Origin of the sequence: Sphingobacterium paramultivorum (assembly GCF_014109745.1) — a bacterium.
Taxonomy (GTDB): Bacteria; Bacteroidota; Bacteroidia; order Sphingobacteriales; family Sphingobacteriaceae; genus Sphingobacterium; species Sphingobacterium paramultivorum.
Genome location: NZ_CP058555.1, coordinates 2,091,509 through 2,115,506, shown reverse-complemented (window position 1 = coordinate 2,115,506; position 23,998 = coordinate 2,091,509). Strand labels below are relative to the sequence as shown.

The 23,998-nt window shown below is 44.0% G+C and carries 17 protein-coding genes; 15 read left to right on the top strand and 2 right to left on the bottom strand.

Annotated elements, in window-relative coordinates:
- Positions 1-14: 14 nt before the first annotated feature.
- The 6 genes from HS960_RS09250 (at position 15) to HS960_RS09225 (ending at position 8,393) form a co-directional block, all read left to right on the top strand.
- Positions 15-614, top strand: a complete 600-nt coding sequence (locus tag HS960_RS09250; RefSeq protein ID WP_182332263.1) for an RNA polymerase sigma factor — start codon at positions 15-17, stop codon at positions 612-614.
- A 104-nt stretch (positions 615-718) separates the two neighbouring features.
- Positions 719-1,738, top strand: a complete 1,020-nt coding sequence (locus tag HS960_RS09245) for a FecR family protein (protein WP_182332260.1) — start codon at positions 719-721, stop codon at positions 1,736-1,738.
- 77 nt (positions 1,739-1,815) lie between these two features.
- Positions 1,816-5,109: a SusC/RagA family TonB-linked outer membrane protein gene (locus HS960_RS09240; protein ID WP_228280265.1), complete on the top strand. Its 3,294-nt coding sequence runs from the start codon at positions 1,816-1,818 to the stop codon at positions 5,107-5,109.
- A 9-nt stretch (positions 5,110-5,118) separates the two neighbouring features.
- The gene (locus tag HS960_RS09235; protein ID WP_153847584.1) at positions 5,119-6,918 is read left to right on the top strand and encodes a RagB/SusD family nutrient uptake outer membrane protein; all 1,800 of its coding nucleotides are present in this window, start codon (positions 5,119-5,121) and stop codon (positions 6,916-6,918) included.
- A complete protein-coding gene (locus HS960_RS09230; protein ID WP_182332258.1) occupies positions 6,918-7,748 on the top strand; it encodes a metallophosphoesterase family protein in 831 nt (276 codons plus the stop codon). Before HS960_RS09235 ends, HS960_RS09230 begins: the two co-directional genes overlap by 1 nt.
- A gap of 219 nt (positions 7,749-7,967) precedes the next feature.
- Positions 7,968-8,393 carry a DUF3995 domain-containing protein gene (locus tag HS960_RS09225; protein WP_182332257.1) on the top strand — a complete coding sequence of 142 codons (426 nt, stop codon included), beginning with the start codon at positions 7,968-7,970 and terminating at the stop codon, positions 8,391-8,393.
- A 140-nt stretch (positions 8,394-8,533) separates the two neighbouring features.
- On the opposite strand, the gene HS960_RS09220 is transcribed toward HS960_RS09225, so the two are convergent.
- Entirely contained in the window at positions 8,534-9,490 is a 957-nt protein-coding gene (locus tag HS960_RS09220) for a nitrilase family protein (RefSeq protein WP_182332255.1), read from the bottom strand.
- A gap of 41 nt (positions 9,491-9,531) precedes the next feature.
- On the bottom strand, positions 9,532-10,371 hold the full coding sequence (locus tag HS960_RS09215) for a helix-turn-helix transcriptional regulator (RefSeq protein WP_159726976.1): 840 nt from the start codon (positions 10,369-10,371) through the stop codon (positions 9,532-9,534).
- A 427-nt stretch (positions 10,372-10,798) separates the two neighbouring features.
- On the opposite strand from HS960_RS09215, the gene HS960_RS09210 reads away from it, so the two are divergent.
- From HS960_RS09210 to HS960_RS09170, 9 genes are all read left to right on the top strand, one after another.
- A complete protein-coding gene (locus HS960_RS09210; RefSeq protein ID WP_182332253.1) occupies positions 10,799-13,852 on the top strand; it encodes a SusC/RagA family TonB-linked outer membrane protein in 3,054 nt (1,017 codons plus the stop codon).
- A 25-nt stretch (positions 13,853-13,877) separates the two neighbouring features.
- A complete protein-coding gene (locus HS960_RS09205) occupies positions 13,878-15,245 on the top strand; it encodes a RagB/SusD family nutrient uptake outer membrane protein (RefSeq protein ID WP_182332251.1) in 1,368 nt (455 codons plus the stop codon).
- 39 nt (positions 15,246-15,284) lie between these two features.
- Complete coding sequence (locus HS960_RS09200) at positions 15,285-16,634, top strand: beta-carotene 15,15'-monooxygenase (RefSeq protein WP_159726970.1); 1,350 nt, start codon at positions 15,285-15,287, stop codon at positions 16,632-16,634.
- 23 nt (positions 16,635-16,657) lie between these two features.
- Complete coding sequence (locus tag HS960_RS09195; protein ID WP_159726968.1) at positions 16,658-18,127, top strand: hypothetical protein; 1,470 nt, start codon at positions 16,658-16,660, stop codon at positions 18,125-18,127.
- A 21-nt stretch (positions 18,128-18,148) separates the two neighbouring features.
- Entirely contained in the window at positions 18,149-19,600 is a 1,452-nt protein-coding gene (locus HS960_RS09190; RefSeq protein ID WP_159726966.1) for an MBL fold metallo-hydrolase, read from the top strand.
- Positions 19,601-19,631: 31 nt separating this feature from the next.
- Positions 19,632-20,303 carry a hypothetical protein gene (locus HS960_RS09185; protein ID WP_182332249.1) on the top strand — a complete coding sequence of 224 codons (672 nt, stop codon included), beginning with the start codon at positions 19,632-19,634 and terminating at the stop codon, positions 20,301-20,303.
- 43 nt (positions 20,304-20,346) lie between these two features.
- Positions 20,347-20,508: a hypothetical protein gene (locus tag HS960_RS09180; protein WP_153847574.1), complete on the top strand. Its 162-nt coding sequence runs from the start codon at positions 20,347-20,349 to the stop codon at positions 20,506-20,508.
- Positions 20,509-20,528: 20 nt separating this feature from the next.
- Positions 20,529-21,956, top strand: a complete 1,428-nt coding sequence (locus HS960_RS09175) for a phytoene desaturase family protein (protein WP_182332247.1) — start codon at positions 20,529-20,531, stop codon at positions 21,954-21,956.
- Between the two features lie 1,108 nt (positions 21,957-23,064).
- Complete coding sequence (locus HS960_RS09170; RefSeq protein ID WP_159726960.1) at positions 23,065-23,895, top strand: helix-turn-helix domain-containing protein; 831 nt, start codon at positions 23,065-23,067, stop codon at positions 23,893-23,895.
- The last annotated feature ends 103 nt before the right edge of the window (positions 23,896-23,998 follow it).

Below are 23,998 nucleotides of genomic sequence, written 5' to 3'. Positions count from 1 at the left end.
TAGAGAGTATGCTTGTGAAAACGATAGACGCTATCCTATTAGAACGTCTGGTAAATGCAGATTACAGTGCTTTTGATGAGATTTATGAGCATCATTGGAGCACACTTTTCCGTATTGCAGTTAAGAAGTTAGGCGATGTGGATGTGGCTATGGATCTTGTTCAGGATCTCTTTGTGGATCTGTGGCAAAGAAGGGCCATGATCAATATTCATAGCGGATTGCGAGCCTATCTTATTTCGGCCTTATACCATAAGTTGTTTCAGTATTTCAGAAAGAAAGGTGTGCATGAAAAACATATTGAACAGTATAGCTTAATGGTACAAGATGGTCTGCATGATATTTTTCCTATCGTGGACTATGAAGAAAATTACACAGGCGTACTGATTGCGATTGAACAGTCTATGGTAGAAATGCCCGACCGTATGCGCGTTGTTTTTAATTTGAAATACCAACGTAGTCTCAGTAATCATGAAATTGCGGAACAACTTGGCATATCGCTTCAAACTGTAAAAAACCAATTAAGTAAAGCGTTGAATCTTGTGCGCCAGCACATGCAGCAGCAACAGCTAAATCCGACAGTCTTCGTGTCCTTATCTTTTCTACTCTTCTTTTAATCCTTACCCAAGGTGTTCTTAATTAAATTCTTTAATATAAACTTTACATAAACTTAACGGTTTTTCGATGGTACGATCACCCAATTTGAGCAACTATAGGGTGTATGCAAGACAGAAAAAGGGAATTGGAAGAATTGATCCAAAAGTATTCATCAGGACAGATAAAGGATGAGGAACGGGCACATTTAATGCGTTGGTTGCAGGAACTTGATGTCTTAGAAGGGTACAAAACTGATATGGAAGGGGTTCAAACGCGGATGAAAGAAAAGATAGACCTCCGTCTGCTAAGCACCGAAACACCTACTAAAATCGCACATCCACCTTGGCTGTTATGGGGTAAGGTTGCCGCAGTTGTTCTTTTTTGTTTTTCATTTGGATGGTATCTACTCGACCGGAATAGTGGCGGGGATGCCAAACACAAGCAGTCCGTTAAGGTAGAAAAAACGGTCGATAAGTCCAAAATGATAACCTATGCTGTTGTACAGGATAGCACGATTGTATTGGAAGATGGCAGTAAAGTCCGTCTTTTGGCAAATTCTTCAATCTCCTTGATGCAACCCTTTCCAGAAAAGCAGCGCGCGATTCAATTGCAAGGAAAGGCTTTTTTTGAGGTGTCACACGATAAATCGCGCCCATTTATAGTTCTATCGGGCAATATCCTGACAACGGCTTTAGGAACTTCTTTTTGGGTTGTGCAGGAAGCCAAAAATAGGAAGCCTAGTGTGCGCCTGATCACAGGAAGAGTTTCCATTAAGGAGCGTGGCGAAAATGGGGAAGATAAGCTTCTTGCCTATTTGACTCCAGGGCAAACTTGGGCGGAAAAAGTTGTACAACCCAAAAAAGAACCTGTTTTGAAACTAGAAAAACCAGTGGAAGAGATCGTACCAACGACATTGGAATTTCACCACAAGCCTCTGGCGGAAGTGCTTCCTGCCTTGGCGTCTTTCTACCGTACAACGATTCTCTTTTCTCCGGATGATGTGTCAGGACTATCATTCTACGGTACATATACAATAGAAAATGAGGTCGCGCAGATTCTGCAAACGATCTGTATTGCAAATGAGCTCGAACTCAAGTTTAATACCGAAACAAATACCTATACGATCGTAAAAAACAGTCAATAAAATCCATAAAAAAACACTACTGAGCCTCCCTTTTTAGGGAGGCCTGGGAAAACTATGCTCAATTATTAATGAAAACTATGCAACAATTTTCAACAGGTAAAAGGCCAGCCAAGGGGGCTTTATTACTGCTACTAGCAATTGCTTTTGGCCAAAAGGGTTTTGCCCAACAAAGCGGGGAACTTGTTGTCATCGTGCAGGATGCGAAGTCAAAAGGTTTGGCCAATGCAACGGTGACCATAAAAAACAAGAATAGCAACCTGAAACGATCCGGTCAGGCCGATCAGCAGGGGAAAGCCATGTTCAATAATTTGCCGGTGGATAGCAACTATTGTATTTTGGTGACTTATACAGGACTACTGCCAAAAGAGGAGTGCCAGTATATTGTTACCTCCGGTAAAAGATCGAGCGTGGTCTTTCAACTCACAGACGCAGCTTCAAATCAAATGGACGAGGTGGTCGTTGTGGGGTATGGTACACAGAAAAAGACCAACCTGTCTGGTGCTGTAGATCAGATTAGTGGCGATGTGCTCGAAAGCCGGCCTATTTCCAATGCTGCGCAGGGGCTTCAAGGGATCTCACCCAATTTGAATATACAGTTCAACTCCGGAGCACCGGGAGCGGAACCTAAAATCAATATCCGTGGAATTACATCGATCAATGGCGGCGATCCATTAATTTTGGTAGATAATGTGCCTATTTCGGCAGCCGAATTGATTCGGATTGCGCCGCAGGATATTGAATCATTTACGGTAATCAAAGATGCGTCGGCTGCGGCGATCTACGGGGCCCGTGCCTCCTTTGGGGTTCTGATCATCACGACAAAAACAGGGAAAGGCGATGTGAAAGTTAGCTATTCAAATAACTTTACGTGGAATACCCCGACAGTAATGCCCGATAAAATAACGGATCCTTATGTGTTTTCAAGGCTATTGGAGACGTCAACCGATAATACACCCTGGGATAATGTCAACTATTCGGACCAGTTTTATCAATATGCAAAAGAGCGATCTGACAACCCTTCCATTGCCGGTGTGCGTATCAATCCTTCAGATTCCAAGGTCTGGGAATATATGGGCAACAGGGACTGGACACGTTATTTCTTATCCGACTGGAATGCAACCAATACCCACGACCTGTCAATCTCGGGCTCAAATGAAAAAGTACAATACTATATCAGTGGTAGCTACAACCGACAAAATTCGCCTGTTAAGCTAGCAGAGGATTATTTTGACCGCTATAACCTGCGTTCGAAAGTAAACTATAGGCTTTCCGATTTTATTTCATTTGGTAACAATACAGTGATCGGAAGTACACGTAGGCTTACGCCTTCTCAGATGAGTTTGCCCGATATCTACAATATTTTTCCAACTTCTTTTGATAAGAACCCGGATGGAACATGGGCCAATTCTTCGGCAGGTATCATTGCCGCACAAATGGTTGATGGCGGTAAAAGCGATCGTAAACGTCTGGATGTACAATCTACCTTCAATACTGAGCTCCGCTTTTTTGGTAATAAATTCAAAGTAAATGCAGATTATACTTTCCAACGTAATTCGTTGAACCGCAATTGGTATACCAAGCAATACGAGATCGGATACGGTCCGGAAGATGTCCGTAAAGAGGGGACAACAGGGGCTTATCGTGAAGCGGGTTTTTCCTATTACAACGTTTATAATATTTACGGTACTTATTTGCAATCTTTTAATAAACATCAGGTCAATGCAGTACTGGGTTTTAACCAGGAGGATTATCGGTATGAAGTGATCACTGCAGAACGTGCCGGACTTATTTCAGAATCCTTTCCAACCATTCAGTTTGCAACAGGAACAATGAAAATGGGTGAAGCTATTGATACTTATGCCTTACGTGGTGCATTTTATCGGTTGAACTATACTTATGATGATAAATATATTGTTGAATTCAATGGTCGCTACGATGGCTCGTCCCGATTTCCGAAAAGTAAGCGTTTTGGCTTTTTCCCTTCGGGCTCAGCTGCCTGGCGTATAGACCGTGAAAAGTTTATGTCGTCTGTCGCTGGACTGGATTTATTAAAGCTGAGGGTATCTTATGGTCAATTGGGTAATCAGTCGGTGTCGAACTACGGTTATCTTCCTTCGATGGAAAAAAAGGATGCCGATTACTTGTTCGGAAGTGAACGGGGAATCTATATTGGTGTTCCACCTTTGGTTTCTCCCAATTATACCTGGGAGAAGGTCAATACCGTAAATTTTGGTTTGGATGTTGCGGTACTCAAAAATAAACTTTCGGCAAGTTTTGATTATTACTCCAGACGTACCTTGGGGATGTTGACACTGGGCAGAGATCTTCCCAATATTTTGGGCGCAAGTGAGCCACTTGAGAATGCTGCCGATCTAAAGACCAATGGATGGGAATTGACTGTCAATTTTCAGGATCGTTTCGAGTTGGCTAACGCACCATTACGCTTCAATGCCAAATTATTGCTGTCGGACTCACAGTCCAAAATTACACGTTTTGACAACCCCAATAAAAGCATTCTGCAATATTATGAAGGCATGCAAATGGGGGAGATCTGGGGTTTGCAAAGCAACGGACTTTTCAAAGACGAGGCAGAGATTGCCAAGCTGGACCAGACTTCGATCATTCCCTGGGGCGCTTTGTCGATTGTACCGGGATGGCCTACCTATGTGGATCAGGATGGTAATGGTAAGATTGAAAAAGGATATACACTTGGCGATACCAAAGACCTCAAGATCATTGGTAACTCCACGCCACGTTATCAATTTGGTATAGACCTGTCTGCAGATTGGAAAGGTTTCGATCTTAGGGCATTTTTTCAAGGCATTGGTAAACGCGATTATTATCCGTTGGACTACCTGTATTGGGGGACATACCAACAGCCTTATGGTAACTTTTATGGGCACTTGCTTGATTTCTACCGTCCGGGAAGTGATTCGGACATTGACCGTGCGAAACATTCGCAAGCTTATTTGAATTTGGGACTGGCCGATCAAAACCTTAATGCGGCTTATCCGATCTTACAGTCATGGCTTGCCGACCGTAACTTGGGTACCCGGATTGATCAGGCCCAAGGACTGGCCATTCCACAGACCAATTATTTGCTGAATGCGGCCTATCTACGTCTGAAAAACCTAACGATAGGGTATACCTTACCCAAATCTATTACTTCACGCGCCAAGATCAGTAACCTACGTGTTTATCTAAGTGGTGAAAATATCATCGAATGGTCTGCTGTGAAGCGCTATTTTGATCCGGAGACACTGAACGAAAATACGTATACCAATCCAACTGCAGGTTCGGACCGTGTAGGTAATGGGCTTACTTATCCATTTCAAAGAAGTTTTTCTGCAGGTATTCAAGTCACCTTTTAATTGCTTATCATGATAAATAAATATATAAAATTAGCCGTTGTATGTTCAGGTCTTTCTCTGCTTGGAAGCTGTAACGACAACTACTTGGATCGTGTTCCAGAGACTGCGATCAATAACGAAAATTTCTTCAATACAGCGACCGACCTGGAGTTGTATATCAATGGATTGTACAATTTTTCAGGAATAGGGATCTATCAATCGGATGCTACTACAGACAATGCAAGTACAACAGGCAATACGGAGATCAAAACCATTATGGCCGGTAATGCCTCTGCGGCGACGATCTCAGGAGGCTGGAACTGGGATCAGCTCCGCAAAATAAATTTCTTTTTACAGCATATGGGCAAGGCTAAGATCAGTGAGAGTGAAAAGGCACATTATGAGGGGCTAGGCCGTTATTTTCGCGCTCGGTTTTACGTAGAGAAAGTGCAGCGTTTCTCAGATGTGCCGTGGGTAGATAAGGCCTTGGAAGTTGGGGATACCGATTATCTTTTTGCCAAGCGCGATCCGCGTGCGACAGTCGTGCAGAAAATCATGGAAGATTTTGAGTTTGCTGCACAAAACGTACAGCCCCGAATAAAATTGGGTACTGTCAACAAGTGGGTGGTGCTGCAGGAATATGGCCGCTTTGCCCTGTATGAAGGAACTTACCGGAAATACCACAACGAACTGGAATTGAAAACCACGGCGACTGAATTTTTGAACAAAGCACAAGCGTTGAGTGATCAGCAGATGCGCGAGGGTGGTTTCAGTATATACAATACCGGTAAGCCCAATCAGGACTACGGCACTTTATTTTTTAGTGAAAATCTTGAAAACAACAAAGAGATCGTACTTGGACGCTTTTATGCCAACAATGTACTCAATGCGGATTCATGGCCGGGTATGTTTGGTAATTATGAGTACTATCCTTTGCGTGATCTTGTGCAGGCCTACCTGATGAAAGATGGTTCATTTTATGCGGCCCAGCCAGGTTATGAAAAAAACACCTTCGTCAAAGAGTTCGAAAACCGCGATCCACGTCTGGCACAAACGTATGCTTATCCGGGATGGCAGTTGATTTATTCGCATACCTATGCGCAAGGGGCGGGACTGTATGTGCAGCAATTGGCCAAAAATTTCTCGGGCTACCATCAGATTAAAGGATTTCAGAATACGCTCAGTCTGGAAGCGCGCAATAATCTCGATATTCCTTTATATCGCTATGCGGAGGTTTTATTGAATTTTGCCGAAGCAAAGGCCGAGCTGGGACAGTTGACGCAAGCCGATCTTGATCGTAGTATCAATTTGTTGCGTAGACGTGCGGGTATGCCGGATATGGTTGTAAGCGTAGGTATCGATCCCGTTATGGCGGCGCGTTACTCCAATGTCGAAAGCAACCAGCGTAATCTCGTGCTGGAGATCAGACGCGAGCGTCGCGTTGAGCTGGCTTTTGAGGGATTCCGTTTCACGGATCTGATGCGTTGGAATGTAGGTGAATTGTTGAAGAACAAACGTGAGGGCATTTACTTCTCCGGATTGGGGCAGCATGATATGACTGGCGATGGTATTCCGGATATCGTACTGTTAGCTTCCTCATCGTCTATTCCGGCGGTGAAAGAGAAAAACAGTCTGGGGAGAGAATTGCAGTATTATCGCGTTGGCCGTTTTGGGCAGGATGTAGGCGTATTCCTATCGGAAGGGAATAATGGTACAGTCGAAACGATCGAAAATACAGGAACCTTTGAGGTGCCTAAATTCTACTATCGCCCCATACCGCAAGGGGAAATACTTTTAAATGATAATCTTAAACAAATATTTGGATGGTAATGAAAAATTCAATGACAAGGGCTTTATGTTTTCTGTTGCTCACATTATGTAGCCTTGATACGATCCTTGCACAGGAATTTAAGTTTGCATTTTTAACCGATCTGCATGTGCATAGCGATTCTACACTGGGGCAAGTGGAGCTACGGTTAAAATCGCTGTCACCTCAGGTGGAACTGCTGCTAAGCGGTGGCGATAATGTGGATATTGACAATTTGAAATCGGCTGATCTATCGGCTGGCGAGCAACGAATCAAGTCGTTGAAGGGACTTTTTGACCGCACTAAAAAGCCTTACCACATGGCTATAGGCAATCACGATCGTTTGCCGCGCGATTTGCGCGACGGCACTAATGACTTTGCGCTCTTTGAAAAGGCATTTGGTCAGACCTATTACAGTTTTGACCATAAAGGCTGGAGGTTTATCGTGTTGAATAGTGTGGAAACCAAAGATAACCACTATGTTATTGGTGACAAGCAGCTGGCTTGGCTAAAAGATCTTGTCGAAAAAACAGGCAAAGATCAGCCTTTGGTGATTATCTCCCATGTCCCTTTTTTATCGGTTTATTATCCGGTTTTGGAGGGGCGTTATACAGCTGCAGATACTTTTACAAACCAAAAGCAGGTGTTTGATCTTTTTAAAGACCACAGCCTAAAGCTGGTCCTGCAGGGGCATATGCATTTGTATGAAGAGATTAAAGTGAAAGGGGTACAGTTTATTACAGCAGGAGCAGTATCGGGCAATTGGTGGCATGGAGCTTTTGAGGGGACTGCGCCTGGGCATCTCGAAGTGGATGTCCATGGGAAAGATTTCAGCTGGAGTTATGTGAAATAGAGAAACCTGTTTTTAAACTTTTGCTTAGTACAATAGGAAATAACCTCAGAGGTCATACGCTCTGAGGTTATTTTATTTTTACTTTTTTTGTCCTACTTATTTTTTCCAAGATATGCTATGAATTGTTTATTTAATAATTCGCATTCCTGCTGTTGCATAACTTGCCTGTTTCAGGAGAAACCCTGACACAGGCAAGTTAAAATACGTTATATTTACCTTATGGAGTTTGTACTTTCAATCGTTATCGCCACTATTTTTATTTTTTTGGCTTTGTTGCATTTTTTCTGGCTGCTCGGTGGACATTGGGGAATGAATGTTGCCGTTCCGACCGATATGAATGGCAGAAGAATATTTAATCCCACCCGGGTAGGCACTTTGCTGGTTGCTATCGGATTATTGATTTTTGCGTTTGTAAATCTATGTGCCATCGGAGTTTTGGATGTTCCGGTAGACGCAAAGTATATCCGCTATGGAATGTATATGATCAGTGGTATTTTCCTTCTCCGATTTATTGGCGATATGAAGTTTGTCGGCATCTTTAAGAAGTACAGAAAGTCTTCTTTTGCAGTAAGAGATACCTATTTTTATAGCCCATTATGTCTTTTTTTGTCGGTCTCTAATGGCTTTTTGGCGTTTGTATTATGAGAAAAGACAAGTACTTTTCTTAAGGTAGTTGGACGTGCTGTCGTCGGGCAAACATCTGGAGGTTGATCGGTAACATTATTGGAGCAACTACTTTAAGACCATGTGAAAAGGTCTTAAAGTAGCCATTCGGTTTAGCGGAACTAACGATTGTCGGTATGCAACCAGACCACTTTTTGTTGGGACTCATGCTGTTGGCCGATAATGTCACCATAGAGATCTGGCCTTCGAGCATTTATGTAACGATATCCACCGGCTTGAATCAGTTTTTCGGGCGTAATGGTGGCTATTGTAAAACTATCTTCAAATGTACGGCATTCAGTCAGAATATCCCCGAAAGGATCTAGGATCATGGAACATCCATTTTTTAACTGATCGTCATCCATGCCGATGGGGTTTGAAAAAACAACATAGAGCGCATTGTCATAGGCCCGGGCTGGCAGCCATTTCATCAGCCAGCTGCGTCCTTTCATTCCGTCAAATTCTAAGCGCAAGCTGGTTGGATCGTTTTCGCGATTTTGCCAAAGCTGCGGATCTACAAAACCTGCGCCAGGTCGGGAAGAAGGGGTACACATGGTTACATGGGGCATAAAGATGATGTCGGCACCCAATAATTTTGTTGCGCGTACATTTTCGATGACATTATTATCATAACAGATTAAAATGCCACATTTCCAACCGTTAATTTCAAAAATAGTATAGCCTTGCCCTGCTTGCAAATGGGGGTTTATAAAGGGGTGAAGCTTGTGATGCTTTGCAATTAGGCCATTTTTGTCTACACAGATATAAGGTTTGTATAGGTTGTCGTCCTCATCCTTTTCAAACAGGCCCGCGAGGATAGTGATGTTGTACTTAGCGGCTATTGAAATCAGCTTTTGTGTACTTTCGCCGTCGGGAACAAGTTCGGCGATCGCAAGCATTTGCTGCTTATCTAAATTTCGGGCAAAGGTATACCCTGTTATGGAGCATTCGTGAAATGCAATTACCTCAGCACCCTGTGCGGCGGCCTCTTGCGCAAGTCGTTCGATAATGGCTAGGTTATAAGCCTTGTTCGCACTTTTGTGCTCAAATTGTGCCGTAGAAATTTTTAAGTTGTCCATATTTCTTTGATTGATCTATAGACAAAGCTACACGCGGGGCCTTAGCTGAAATTGTATAAACCCGACATGCGGTCCGATTTGCTTTTAAATTCCATAAAGTTGATCGCTAGCCGATTTGTATTATTTAAATATTCCGAAGGTGTGATACCGGTATATTTTTTAAATGCCCTGATGAGGTGAGACTGATCAAAATACCCACTTTCGTGGCTGATTGTCGTTAAGTTCGTTTCAGCTGCTTTGTTGCGAAGTAACTTCAAAAAGGAATGGAATTGAACAATATTGCCAAATTTTTTGGGGCTCATTCCAACCTGTTCCGCAAATATTCTTTCCATATGCCGTTCGGTGTAACCGCTGTATTGGACGATTTGTCTTACAGTAACCATTCCCTTTTGCGCTGTGATATGTTGCAGAATTGCAGATAGTGATCCCTGATTTGGAGACTTCTGTCGGACTGCATATGCATAAAAGAAGGCATTTAATGCATGTACTTTTTCAGTTGAGGACTTCGCATGCATCAGGCTGTCATATAGTCTGATAACGGACTGTCCAAATACATCTTGCGTAACAATAATTTGATCTTTTAGTGTATGGGCAGCGATACCGAGTAACTTATAGAGCCCATCGGGTTGGAAGACAATAATAACAAATGAAGTCTGTGTCAGCAGCGCGAGATCCTGGAAATGGCTGATCTGACCATACAAAAATGAAGCGGGAAGCTGCTGACTTTTGTTGATGGACAGGTGGCCTTCATTGAGAAGAAATACCATTCCAGTGTTGCCATCGGAAAATAACCGCAGTTTTTTGTGCTGATCACCGCCACTTTCCAAAAAAAGATAGTGCTTGATGTAGGGCGATAAAATTTCTGGAGGAAATAGCTGCATGATCTAAAGGTAATTGACTGCACTCAAATGTACATATTTCCACCAACTTTTCTGGGCCGATTTACTTGCGATTTTTTTATGGAAGAAAACATAGTTAAAAATAAAGTCTACTAATATTATAGATTTTATTTTATGTTTACTATATTTGTTTCATCAACCTAGGAGACAAGCTTGAATAAGGCAACCTCTTCCATGAGTAATCATCATAATTTTTAACTTAATATGTTATTTATGAACTACAACTTTTATTTTAACCCTTCCCAATCGAGCGCAAATCTGCGCAACTGTAAATCCTTTTGTTCTGATTTCAATAGGCGAATGTGTAGCTAAGTCTAGGGGAAAGTATTTCTTTCCATAAAAGCAGCTTTTCTGACAAGTAATCAATTGGCGTTGGCACTTGTAAATATTCACTGTTAAAATTTTACCTATGAAAAATAGCGTATGGAAGTACGCCGTGACGATTTTTTTGTCACATGGTTTGCTATTGCCTGCATTTTCGCAGCAATCTGAGCCACTTATTAACGCAACCTTAAAAGGTGTTGTATTGGATTCGATTACCAATCGACCTATTGAAGGCGTTACCATAAAGCTCGAAGGTGTTACCCATCAAGTAAAGACCGATGCGTCGGGAAGATTTCAGTTTGTCACGGGGCAACGACTTCCGTTGACATTCTCAACTTCATTTTTGGGATACAAAGGTCGAAAGATAACCGCACGGGAAGCGCAGATTCAGATCTTGCTTCAACCTAGCGTTTCTGATCTCGATGAAGTGGTCGTCGTAGGCTACGGTGTACAAAAGCGAAGAAATCTAACGGGCGCAGTTGCCAAGATCGACGCAGCCGAAGTCAACAAAATTCCGGTAGCAAGTTTTGATGCCCAGTTGCAGGGCAAGCTTTCCGGTGTGCAGGTTTCCACCAATTCAGGAGTTCCCGGAGAAAGCATCTTCCTGCGGGTTCGCGGAACGACATCGATCAACTCCAGTAGCGATCCCTTATATATTATTGATGGCGTATTCTTAAATAATACTTCGCTCCAAAATATCGGGCTTGGTGGACGGACCAGTTCACCGCTCACGGATATCAACCCAGCAGATATCGAGTCTATTGAAGTGCTGAAGGATGCTTCGGCAACCGCAATCTATGGTTCCCGTGGTGCCAATGGTGTCATCATCATTACCACAAAAAAAGGAAGTTATGGTAGCCGTACCAAAATTGACCTCAACCTGCAGGGGGGCTGGGCCGAAGCCAATAAATCCTTGTTGCCAAAATTGGCTACAGGTCCCGAAACGGCAACCCTCGCCAACGAGTGGTGGATAAACTCCGGATTGGACAATCCGGCATTGAAACAGACTTTCGCCAACAGGCCTTATCGTCCAGTTTCGGAAGGCGGGAAAGGAAATCCTGAAGATCAGCCTACCTATGATCGCCTTGGTTTCCTGTTACGCCATGGGAAGCTGCAGGATTATAACATCGGTATCCAGGGGGGCGGTGACAAATCGAGGTTCTATATCGGCGCAGGCTACACAGGACAGGAAGCTTTTATAAAGGTCATTGATTTCTCCCGTACCAATCTCAAATTTAATTTCGACCATCAGATCAGTAATCGTGTCAAGATCGGCCTAACAAATAATTTTTCCAGAACCTACCGCAATCAGGCGCGTACAGGTGATGGCCCTCAGGTAAGTCTTTTCAATTCCGCAGTTTCTTCGGCAACGAATGTCCCGATATTCAATACCGATGGATCGCTCAATGGTACCGATAATACCTATACACTGGTGGACAACTACGATGTCAACACCACAAGTCTGCGTTATGTAGGAAGTGCCTTTGCGGAAATCGATCTAGTGAAAGGACTGAAATTCAAATCCAGTTTTAGTGCCGACTATAACCTATACGATGAATCACAATACTGGAACAGTAAAACCAGTATCGGCATTGCGAATAACAATCAGGCGACCTCGGGAATATCGAGAAATGCTACCTGGATAAACGAGCAAACCCTGACGTACCAAAATACCTTCGGCAAGCATAGCCTGAATGCTATTTTGGGAAATACCTTGCAGAGCAACGTACTTGATTACAAATACCTGGAGGGGAATGGTTTTGCCAATGATTCCTTTAAACAGATCTCATCGGCAGCCAATATCATTGCATCCGACAATTGGACTAAATATACGATTGCATCTTTTTTTGGAAGAGTAGGCTATAGCTATGCAGACCGTTATTTTGCGGAGGCAACCCTGCGGGCAGATGGCTCGTCCAAGTTCGGTGCCAACAACCGATGGGGCTATTTCCCGGCTTTTTCGGCAGGCTGGCGGATTAGCCAAGAAGCCTTTCTGGCAGATCAAACCTGGTTAAACGATCTGAAAATTAGGGCTTCCTATGGATTGACGGGCAATCAGGCTGGAATCAGCAATTTTGCCGCTAGAGGTCTTTGGTCGGGCAATGAAAAATATGCCGACAGCTATGGCAAGGTGTTGCCAAGTACAGGTCCTTTCCAGTTGGGCAACGAAAATCTGCGCTGGGAGAAAACAGCGCAGGCAGACCTTGGGCTGGATGTGGCGCTATTTAAAAACCGCCTGTCCATTACCGTAGATCTTTATCATAAATATACCTCCGATCTTCTGCTCGAGCGACCTATTGTTGGCAGTTCTGGTTTTTCAAAATACTGGGCCAATGTGGGCGAGATCAGCAATAAAGGCTATGAAGTGTTGATCAACTCACTCAACGTGAAAACAAAAGACTTTGCTTGGAATACAAGCTTCAACATTTCTGGAAATAAGAATAAAATAGAGAAACTGCCCACGCAGATTACCCAGTATACCCGCGATTGGGTTATCCTGAAAGAAGGTTATTCGCTCAACTCATTCTGGCTTTACGAACAGCTGTCGGTCGATCCACAGACCGGAAAAGCCGTGTTTGACGGACAGCTGAGCGATGGTTCTTTGCCTACTTCGGCACGTAAAGTTTTTCGGAATGCTTATCCCAAGTTTTATGGAGGTATAGGCAATACCTTTACCTATAAAAACTTTGATCTGGGTGTAGACTTTAGTTTCCAATATGGCAACTATGCCGTTAACCTCAACCGCTACTTTCGGGAGCGTAACCCGAGCAGCGGTGGCGTATTTCAAAATGTGCTAAACAGATGGCAACAGCCCGGTGATATCACCGATGTGCCTCGACTGACATCGGAAGGACTCAACTATACCATCGATGCCAATAGCCGCTATCTGGAAGATGCCTCGTTTTTAAAGCTCAGACAGCTGTCTTTTGGTTATAAATTGCCGAAAGAGCTGGTCGAGCGGGCAAAATTGACTGCTGCACGTATCTATTTTGTAGGGTCTAATCTCTTTGTGTGGAGCAAATACACCGGTGATCCTGAATCGAATGTGACCAGCAACCCAAATGCACAGGGGATAGGATCCTTCGGAACTCCACCACAGCCGCGCACGTTTCAGCTTGGGCTCAATGTCACCCTATAAACGTTAACCTTAATCCGTAAAGCTCATGAAAAAAATTATATATTTCCTTTTTCCGCTTCTTGCCTTTCAGCTAAGTAGCTGCAGCTCTTTTTTGGAGGTCGAGCCCAAGAATTCAGTGTCTGATGAAGTGACTATCGTTGACGGGAGTTCTGCCGCAACAGCCGTGCGCGGTATTTACTCAGCACTTCGGTCCAACGATTATTATGGCTATAGCTTTCAGCTACTGGGATTCTTTTCGGCAGACAATATCGTGTATCGCGGTAGCCAAACTGTCCATCAGACCTTGACCAATCATACGGTAAAATCTGACCTCGCTGTGCTTGCTACGGCATGGAACCAGGTCTATGCCACCATCAATAGGACCAACCATGTGATTACCAAAGTACCCAATCTGGCGCTGACGACCACTTTTACCGAAGCCTATCGCAACCAGCTTGTTGGGGAGGCCTATTTCGTGCGTGCATTGGCCTATTTTGATCTAGCCAGAACCTGGGGTGGTGTACAGATCGTGCTGCAGCCAACGACTTCGGCCAGCAGTCTGCCCCAGGTCCAAAGGAGCTCCCTGACTGACACCTACGCACAGGTGCTGCAGGATCTGCAAAAGGCCGAACAGCTGCTTCCCAATGAAACCAACCGTATCCGTGCGACCAAAAAGACCGCACGTGCACTGCTGGCAAGATTCTACCTGTATCAGAAAAACTGGTCTGAAGCCATAAAATATGCCTCGTATATTATTGATGATAATACCAATTATAGTTTGGTGAGCCCATATCGCTCGTTTTATGCCAACAATACCTCCAATACCAAAGAATCGGTCTTCGAATTGGTCTTTGATATCAACAATACTAGTGGTCAGGCCAGTCAATGGTTGTCGGGCAATAATGGGGGGACCGCTTGGATCAGACCTTCTCAGGCCATCTATGACCTGCTGGTAGATCCAGCTGTTGGTGGGGATCGGACGGCATTGGTATCCAAGACCTCTTCATCCACAGATCCGAATATCCTGATCGGCAATCTGTATTACCGAACAGACCGAACAGACCCCGTCTTTTTGATCCGTACGGCTGAGCTTTACCTAATCCGCGCCGAAGCATTGGCGCAACGGAATGGCTCTGGCGATCTGACAGCTGCTTTGGCCGACTTAAATGCCATACGCTCACGCGCCAACATCAAACCCTTGCAAAGTCTCGGAGCGGCAGCGCTCCTGCAGGCCGTGGAAGATGAAAATCGCGTTGAATTTGCCCTGGAAAACCATCGCTGGTATGATCTGCTGCGGACAGGACGCGCGCAACAGGTACTCAATATTTCCTCCGTGAATAGGCTACTGCTGCCGATACCGTACGCTCAGGTTTCGATAGACCCGAATCTACAACAAAATCCAGGTTTGGATTGATCGGATGAATCATTTGTTTTTTTATTTAATCGGATTGAAATGACAACATTTGCAGACTCTCATTTTTTTAAGCGCTATCGCTCAGCTATTTTATACATCGGCCTGATCTTCTTTTTGATACTCAGCATCCCGTATGACCCCAATCTTTTCACGGGGAGTTCATTTGCTGACTTGTTTTCATTGGAGAACTGGTTTGGATTGGCGACTTACCGCACTTCTTTTATCGCCGAAAGCCCTTTCGTCGGTAGCGATGTGCGCGGATACTACAACTGGGCAATCGCCCTGGCCCTCGCGCTATTGTTATTTTGGGCCTTTGGCCGTAAAATCAGGCAGAATTTTCAGGCCGATGACGATCGTGTATTTTACTGGCTCCGCGTGCTGTTGCGTTATCGTTTAGCATTGGCCATTACTTTTATAGGTCTTGTCAAAATTATCCCTATACAACTTCCCGAGCCGACCATTAGCGAGTTGCATACCGAATACGGTGATTTCCTGCTCTGGAAGCTCTATTACCTGACCAACGGCATTGCAACCGCGGGATATTTACCGGTAATTGGTACGCTAGAGATTGTGGGTGGACTCTTTTTACTGAACCGCCGTACAGCAATCATCGGTTCGGGATTACTTATTGCCGTATTGCTCAATGTCGTGATCGTTAATTATGTATACGAGATCGGTGAACAGGTCTATAGTTCGTTTTTACTATTGCTTGCGGTCGTTATCTTCTCGTACGACTGGCCCCGTTTTTATCAGCTTTTGATTAAAAAGGCAGCAACTATTCCCGACGGGTTTTGGCCTGTCTATGGCCGCAGAGTTGCGGGGATTCGCCCTTATCTGCAGGCCTTGTTTCTGCTGCTGATTGCCGTATTTAGCGTGCAGGCTTACCTGAGCTGGAAGAATTCCGATTACCCATTTCCCGATGAAAAGGGATTGGAAGGAGCAGCAGGCGTATACGATGTAAAAGACTTCGTCTGGAAAGGAGATACTATTCCATATTCGCTAACCGATACATTGCGATGGAAGGATGTGGTTTTTGAAAAATGGAATACGCTCAGCATCCGTGGAAACCGTTCTGTAAAGGTCGATAGCCTCAAACCGCGTATCGCCTTCAATCGCGAGCGTAACTACGAATACCTGGGCAATGGTGGGCGTGAATTCTTTGGCTATACGAGCAAGCAGGGAACTGATAAGAGTACAACCACAATCAAACTTACCGGAAAAGTGAGTAAAGGCCACACTTTTGCCTTTATTGTCAAAAGACCCGACAAACGGACAGTTTTACTTGATGGAGTCAACCAGCTGGGCGACTCATTGCATGTGCGGCTGGAGAAAGTGAACAAGAAATATCTGTTGCAGGAAGGCCGCAGAAAACCGATCCGTATTTATTAACGATTCAAATTTAGACTAAGTTTATGGCAACGATTCAATATTTGGAAAGCATTCCTACCAGCCAGCAGGAGCAAGGCTGGAAGTACTGGGAGAAAGTAGGATTTAGATTCACCTTTATTTTCTTTATCCTGATGGTGGTACCCCTGGATTGGGAATGGTACGAAAAAGTATTTAAACCCGAATCATTATATGATTGGATGGCAACGATCGCCGGTGGGGCGCGTACGGGTTGGATAGAAATAGACAGCGAAAGTGGCAAATGGGGTTTCGCATCGTATACGTCTTGGTGGCTCAATGGCCTGATTGCTGTGCTGGGTGCTTCCATCTGGACGATATTGGCCCGAAATAGTAAGGTGCAACGCTATGATGCGCTGTACTATTGGTTGCGGGTATTGGTACGCTACCGCATTGCACTGGGACTTATTGCCTTCGGATTTATCAAGTTCTTTCCCATGCAGATGCCATTTCCATCCCTTGCCAATCTGAATACCGATATCGGTGAATATGCCCCCTTTAAGTTGTATTGGCAAATCGTCGGTGTATCCTATAAATATGAGATCTTTTTAGGCTTTTTGGAGATAGCGGCGGGAAGCCTGCTCTTCTTTCGGCCCACGGTCGTAATAGGAGCCATTATCAATGCTGGAGTCCTCTTTAACATTGCCCACGCCAATATTGCCTACGATGGAGCAGTTCATGTATACAGTTCATATTTTGTATTGCTTTCCCTTTTTCTATTGCTGCAGTATCTGCCTGCGATCTGGAAGCTTTTTATCCTGCGCGAACCAGTAAGCACCTATTACTATGTGCCCAAGTTTGTCGGGAAGTGGAATAAGCCATTTTATTTTGGCCTAAAGGCGACCATTGTGGTCCTGTTTATTTTCGTTTACGGCTTTTATCGCTATGAGCGATTCTACGATGAAGGGCGTCTAAAGGAGCCTGTGCTTCCTGGACTGGCAAAAGCTGCAGGACATTATGAAGTTTCGAGTTTTCTGCTGAATGGAAAGTCTCAGGCTTATTCACCTGCCGATTCGGTACGCTGGCATGAGGCCTTTTTCGAACGATACTCAACCTTGGTCTACAAGGTCAATAAAGCCAATTCGATCGATCTTGGCAATGGTACCCCAGCTTTAAATGATGTGCTCAAAACTTACGAGTTTACAGGCCGGGCCGGAGGGAAGAACTACCTCTACTATGAAATAGACTCGACAGAACATGCACTGTATCTGATCGATAAAAATCAGAAATTCAGCAAGGAACAACGTAAAAAACTAGATAAAAAACTAGATGTGGGACTGAAAGCCCTGTATGGAAAAGCGCAGGGCGACAGCCTGCATGTGCTGAAATGGGCTTACGAACGACCAACAGCAGAACAGATCAAACTCAAAGGGCTGGATGCCAGTGGCAATAACCTCGAAATTACCCTCAATCGCGTCAAAGAATCCTATCTCACCGGTAAAGAATGGTATATGAAAAATACACTCTTTGCCTACTAATTGTCTTAAAGAAAGAATGTTATGAATAGAAGATCATTTATCCACCGTTCAGCTGTCCTTTTTACCCTTGCTTCGGCAGGTCAGGGGGTATCCTGTTTTGGAAATACCAATAATTTTGCGAATGGCTACAGCATCAGGCAGTTTGAAGATGAAGGCCTGGCACAGTTTTCCTATGCGATCTTGGCCGACAAGAAAATTGTGCTTATAGACCCGGCCCGTGATCCAAGGCCCTATTACGCTTATGCAAAGGAGCAGGGAGCGAAAATTATCGCGGTTGTGGAAACACATCCGCATGCTGATTTTGTGAGTTCCCATCTGGAGATCCATCAGGATCTGAAAGTTCCGGTTTATGTCAGCAAGCTTGTCCGTGCGACCTATCCCCACCATACTTTTGACGATGGCGATACCTTAAAGATTTCGGACCAAATTGTGTTGCATGCCATCAATACAGCCGGACATTCACCAGATAGCATATCTGTTTTGTTAAAAGAAAATGGTCGCGATGTGGCGATCTTTTCGGGGGATGCGGTATTGATTGGTGGAGTTGGAAGGCCCGATCTGCGCGAGTACTCGGGAGAACAGGCTACGCAGCGCGAAAAACTGGCGCGGCAGCTCTACCATACCGTTCATGATATCTATGCAACGTTAGGCAATCAGGTGCTTTTGTATCCGGCACATGGCGCTGGATCACTTTGCGGAAATGCAATAAAGGGTGCTAAGCAAAGTACCATTGGCGCGGAAAGAACCCACAACTTGGCCTTTCAGCAAAAATCGGAAGAAGAGTTTGTCAAGCAGATTCTAGCAGATCGTCCGCCTGTACCGATCTACTTCCCTTATAATGTAGAATTGAATCGTCGGGGAGCAAAGCCATTATTGGCTTCTTTGTCGGGTATTTCAGTGGTTTCGGCAGCAGCGCTGCCCCATACACTGAGCACTGTCCTCGATACCCGCCCCGCTTCAGAATTTAGGACGTCACATTTTCCGGAGGCCATTAATATTCCCGAACGTAGCAAGTCAGAATCTTGGGTAGGAACTTTTATTGAACCGAAAGACGGTTTTTATCTCGCCGTAGACACCAAAGAACAGGGGCAGGTGCAGCTCGAAAAGCTGGCCAAAATTGGCTATGAGCAGTTTGTTAAAGGTATCGTGTTGTATGGGGATTTCGCGGGGCAGCCTTCGACAGCTTTTGACCAGACCGCTTTTGATAGGGCGCAAGATCAATATTTTATAGTGGATGTACGTACGGTCGAGGAAGCTAAGACTGAGCCTGTATTCAAAGGGGCACATAATATTCCGCTGGCCGAATTGAAGGCGCATATTGCCGAGCTACCAGTGGATAAACCTATCGTGGTGCACTGCGCTTCGGGTTATCGCTCGGCCATTGCAAGCAGCCTCATCAGTGAATGGGTGCCAAAAGCGCAGGTCTGGGATATCGGTGAACATATTAAAAGCTACAAGCAATCGGTCAATTAACAAGAGGATTACACTTAAATGCATAAATGATATGAAAGATTTAAAATTATTGGCTAGCATGTTATTAGCGGTAGCGGTGTTGCTCAATGTGACTAACTGCCAATCCAGGCAGGATACGAAGGAAGCCGTAAAAAATAGTCAGGTTTCGTTTAAAAAGCAAGAAGGAGTTCGCTTTAAACAGGAACTTGAAAGCCTGAATAAAACGAACAAAGTGCCGGTACAAATTCCCGACAATCCGCGGATCGTCTATGCGACCGAACAGGATGTGCTGGAGCTTGAAAACGGTATTGTCCTTTTTGGATGGCCCAGCTGTCCCTGGTTTCGGAATGCCATAACGCCGCTGCTGGAATTTGCCCAGGAAGAAAAGGCGGCTATTTATTACCTCAATATTCACGATATCCGGGATCTTAAGGAGAAAGATAAGGACGACAAAGTGATCACGACCAAGGCCGGGAGCCCGGGGTATGAAGCTATATTGGCAAAATTTCACGATGTCCTAAATCCTTATACAGCTGTGGGGATTGATTCCATTAAACGGATTTCTTCGCCGACGGTATTATTTATTGAAAAAGGTAAAGGCGTGCATAAGGTTGTTTCTACGGTCGTTTCACAGACCGATCCGAAAATCAAGCTTGATAGTATACAGCGAAAGGAGCTAAAGCAACGGTATCGCGCATATTTTTTGGATGAACACACGATATAAGACCACACGACATCAACATCATCGAAAATTAAATGGATAACATATGAAAAAAATAATCAATCTTGGACTTTTAGCGTTTGTTTTAACGACATTTACAGTCTCCTGCGGATCTGCAGGTAAGAAAAAGGATAATAGCAAATCGTTGTCCGATTCTACTTCGTCAAAGCGTTCAAAAAAGGAACAACCCAATACAGGCTGCGACTAGGAGTGATTAAAAACCAGCTTATGCGAAAATTTGATGCAATTATTATTGGTTCGGGACCAAATGGACTGGCTGCAGCCATTACCTTTCAGCAGCAGGGGCTGAGCACGCTGCTGATTGAAGGTGCCGATACAATCGGTGGGGGAATGCGAACCAAGGAACTTACAATTCCGGGCTTCAAACATGATGTCTGTTCGGCGATTCATCCCATGGCTATGGCATCGCCATTTTTCAGGAGTTTACCTTTGGAAGCATTTGGGCTATCTTTTGTTAAGCCTGAGTATGCGGCGGCACACCCTTTGGACGAAGGGGAAACGGGAATTCTCTACCATAGTCTTGCCGAAACGGTAGAGGGGTTGGGGGTGGATGGCGAAAGTTATCGTAAGCTGGTTGAAAAGGTCGTGACACATTGGGAGGGCCTTGCGGCCGATATTATGGGGCCATTATCCTTTCCGAAGCATCCTTTGTCTTTAGCCTCGTTTGGGCTGGATGCACTTCAGCCGGCAAGCTGGACAGCAAAGCGCTTTACTTCCGTGCAGGCACAGGCTTTATGGGCCGGGATGGCAGCCCATGGAATTCAGCCCCTAAACAACTGGACAACTTCTGCAATTGCCATTGTGCTAGCGGCGGTAGGCAACAAATATGGCTGGCAGATACCGATTGGCGGCTCGCAATCCATTGCCAATGCGCTGTTAGGCTATTATCAATCGTTGGGCGGTGAGATCCAAACGGGCTTTTGGGTAGAGGATGTTCGCGATCTACCATCCCATAAAGTCCTACTCTGTGATATCACACCCCGGCAGTTGTTGCAGCTCAAAGGTATAGGTCTTGCTAGCGGCTACCGCAGACGCCTCGAAGGCTTTAGGCAGGGAATGGGGGTATTTAAAGTCGATTGGGCATTATCAGAAAAGACGCCTTTTAAAGATCTGCGCTGTCAGCAGGCCGCTACAGTACATTTGGGAAATACCTACGCCGAAATTGCCGAAAGCGAGCGGTTGAGCCATCTCGGAAAGCAAGTGGATAAGCCTTTTGTGCTGTTTGCGCAACAGAGTGCGTTCGATCCCAGTCGTGCTCCCGAAGGCAAGCATACAGGATGGGCGTACTGCCATGTCCCTAATGGGAGTAAGGTCGATTATACCGAAGCGATCGAAAATCAGATTGAGCGCTTTGCGCCGGGTTTTAAAGAAACCATTTTGGCCAAGCATACCTTTTCTCCCATGGAGCTCGAAGAGTACAACCCAAATTACATCGGTGGTGATATCAATGGCGGTATTATGGATATTTCGCAGCTGTACAGTAGGCCCATTTTGGCCCTAAATCCGTACCGAACCTCGGTCGACACGATTTATCTCTGTTCATCATCGACTCCTCCGGGTGGTGGGGTGCATGGCATGTGCGGATATCATGCTGCACGTACAGCGCTCAAGGAACACTTCGGTTTGCTGTTGTAAACCATACCGAATAAGTATTTCCTTATCCGCCTCTATTTGTGGATCCTGTGGCTACAGGCTGGAAGGGAATACCTAACTTGGATTTTAGGATAAAGGACAATCTGTTATTCCAGGGAGCTATAAATTCTCCTGAAATGAAAGCTGTACTTGCCCAGTTGCCGCGGAATAAGTGATTTTAGCCGTTTTTTATTTTTCTGCAGCATAAACTCTTTAGAAAAAATAAGCTAATGGGCGTGATTTTGTAATTTCGGCAGTATTTTTGCTATATAGGGCTACGAAAACACCCCAAATAATATGTTGCATCGGGCCAAGATAATTTCTTGGCCTTTTGTATGTAATCTCCACTATAATAAGCGGACAATATCCCAGGTCAATACTTATGATGGCAATATCGGTTTCGATGTTGCTTTTCTATCGCTAAATGCCGAATAGAAAGAAATTATGGCTATGATAGGATGACCCTAAGAGCCTGATACAGATTTGATGTAAAAAACGTTTTATATAATTATTAAATCACTTTATAAAATTATAACTGAATAACGCCTAAAATTGAACATCTTGCCTTTCATCTTAGGTTCAGTATTTATTTTATGCAGCCAATGTCTTGTCTTACGATCTAAAAAATATCGGATGGTGAACCTTTGTTTTGTTCAGTAAATGAGTTGGTTACAGTTTTTGTGTTGAAAAAGGTCGTTTCTATACTGTAAATCGAAACTTTTATCTTTAACCAACCATCAATTCAATACTGATCAATGGTATTACGATTTTGTTGCTAATATTTCCGCGTTTGAAAAATTGGAATTTACCCCTATTTTTATCCCTTCAATTTTACAGTCTGTGCAAAATATTGACTCAGTTAGTTAGGATCAGTTTATTGAGATGACTGGTTGTGACTATAATGTGGAATGAGAAAATAGTGATATAATAGCGAATTTTTAGGTGCTTTTCGGGAGAAAGAGGAGATACCTGTACGCTAGGAGCAATATAATTGGTATTTAAATTGCAGAAATAATCCTAGTGAGACTACCTAAAATAGTCTAGTGAGACTACATAATAGTGGTGTTTTAGCTGATTGCAAACACTTAGACTTACTTTAATTTTACCTTTAATGAAAACAGAAAAACTGCCAATTACGCTCACGGAAGAGGGGGTGTTTTACAAAGAAATAATTGGTACCGAGGAATATAATAAGACAACAAAATGCACTTACTTTTTGATGGTGTTATTTTCTGAGGGAAGTGGTACGCATTACATTGACGCTGCGGAATATCCGATCAAGGGGAACCAGCTTCATTTTTTATTTCCAGGGCAGCATCACCACTGGATTACCGGTCCGGAAACGAATGCGCAGAAAATTGTCGTGGGAAAGAAAGTATTCGAAACTTTCTCCAGTCTTAGTGAGATTTATTTCATTCGTCACAATTTGCACCCCGTTTTTAAACTCAGTACAGCTTTATTTGAGGTCATATTCAATGAAATGAAAAATATCCAACGCGATCTCTTGGCGCAAGAATCGGATGGAAAGTGGAACGAAATAGTGCGCTTAAGAATCGATATTCTAGTTTCTTTGATAAAAAAGGAAGCTGGAGATTATTTAAAGGAAAATCTTCTTGGAACTTCAAATGTAATTATTGACTCTTTTTGGGATCTTGTCAATGTAAATTTCGCTGCCCATAAACGAGTGACTTGGTATGCGGAGAGATTACATGTAACGAGTAATTATCTGAATATTCTGTGCAGAAAACACCTCCATATTACTGCTTCCAACGTAATTTATCAGCGAATAATACAAGAGGCCAAGGGGCTCTTAAAATTTTCAGATAAAAGTATAAAGCAGATTGCATTTCATTTGGGGTTTGAATCTTTATCGGCATTTTCTACATTCTTTAAAAACATCACGGGTTTTTCGCCATCTGATTATAAAGGGCATTCATCTTAACTTATCAAAAATAGAAATACTAAAAATAGTTTACTTCGGAGAACAAGAAGATAAGCTATCCAAGGCTACGCGCGAAAGCCTGGTCGATGCATACACCGACAAC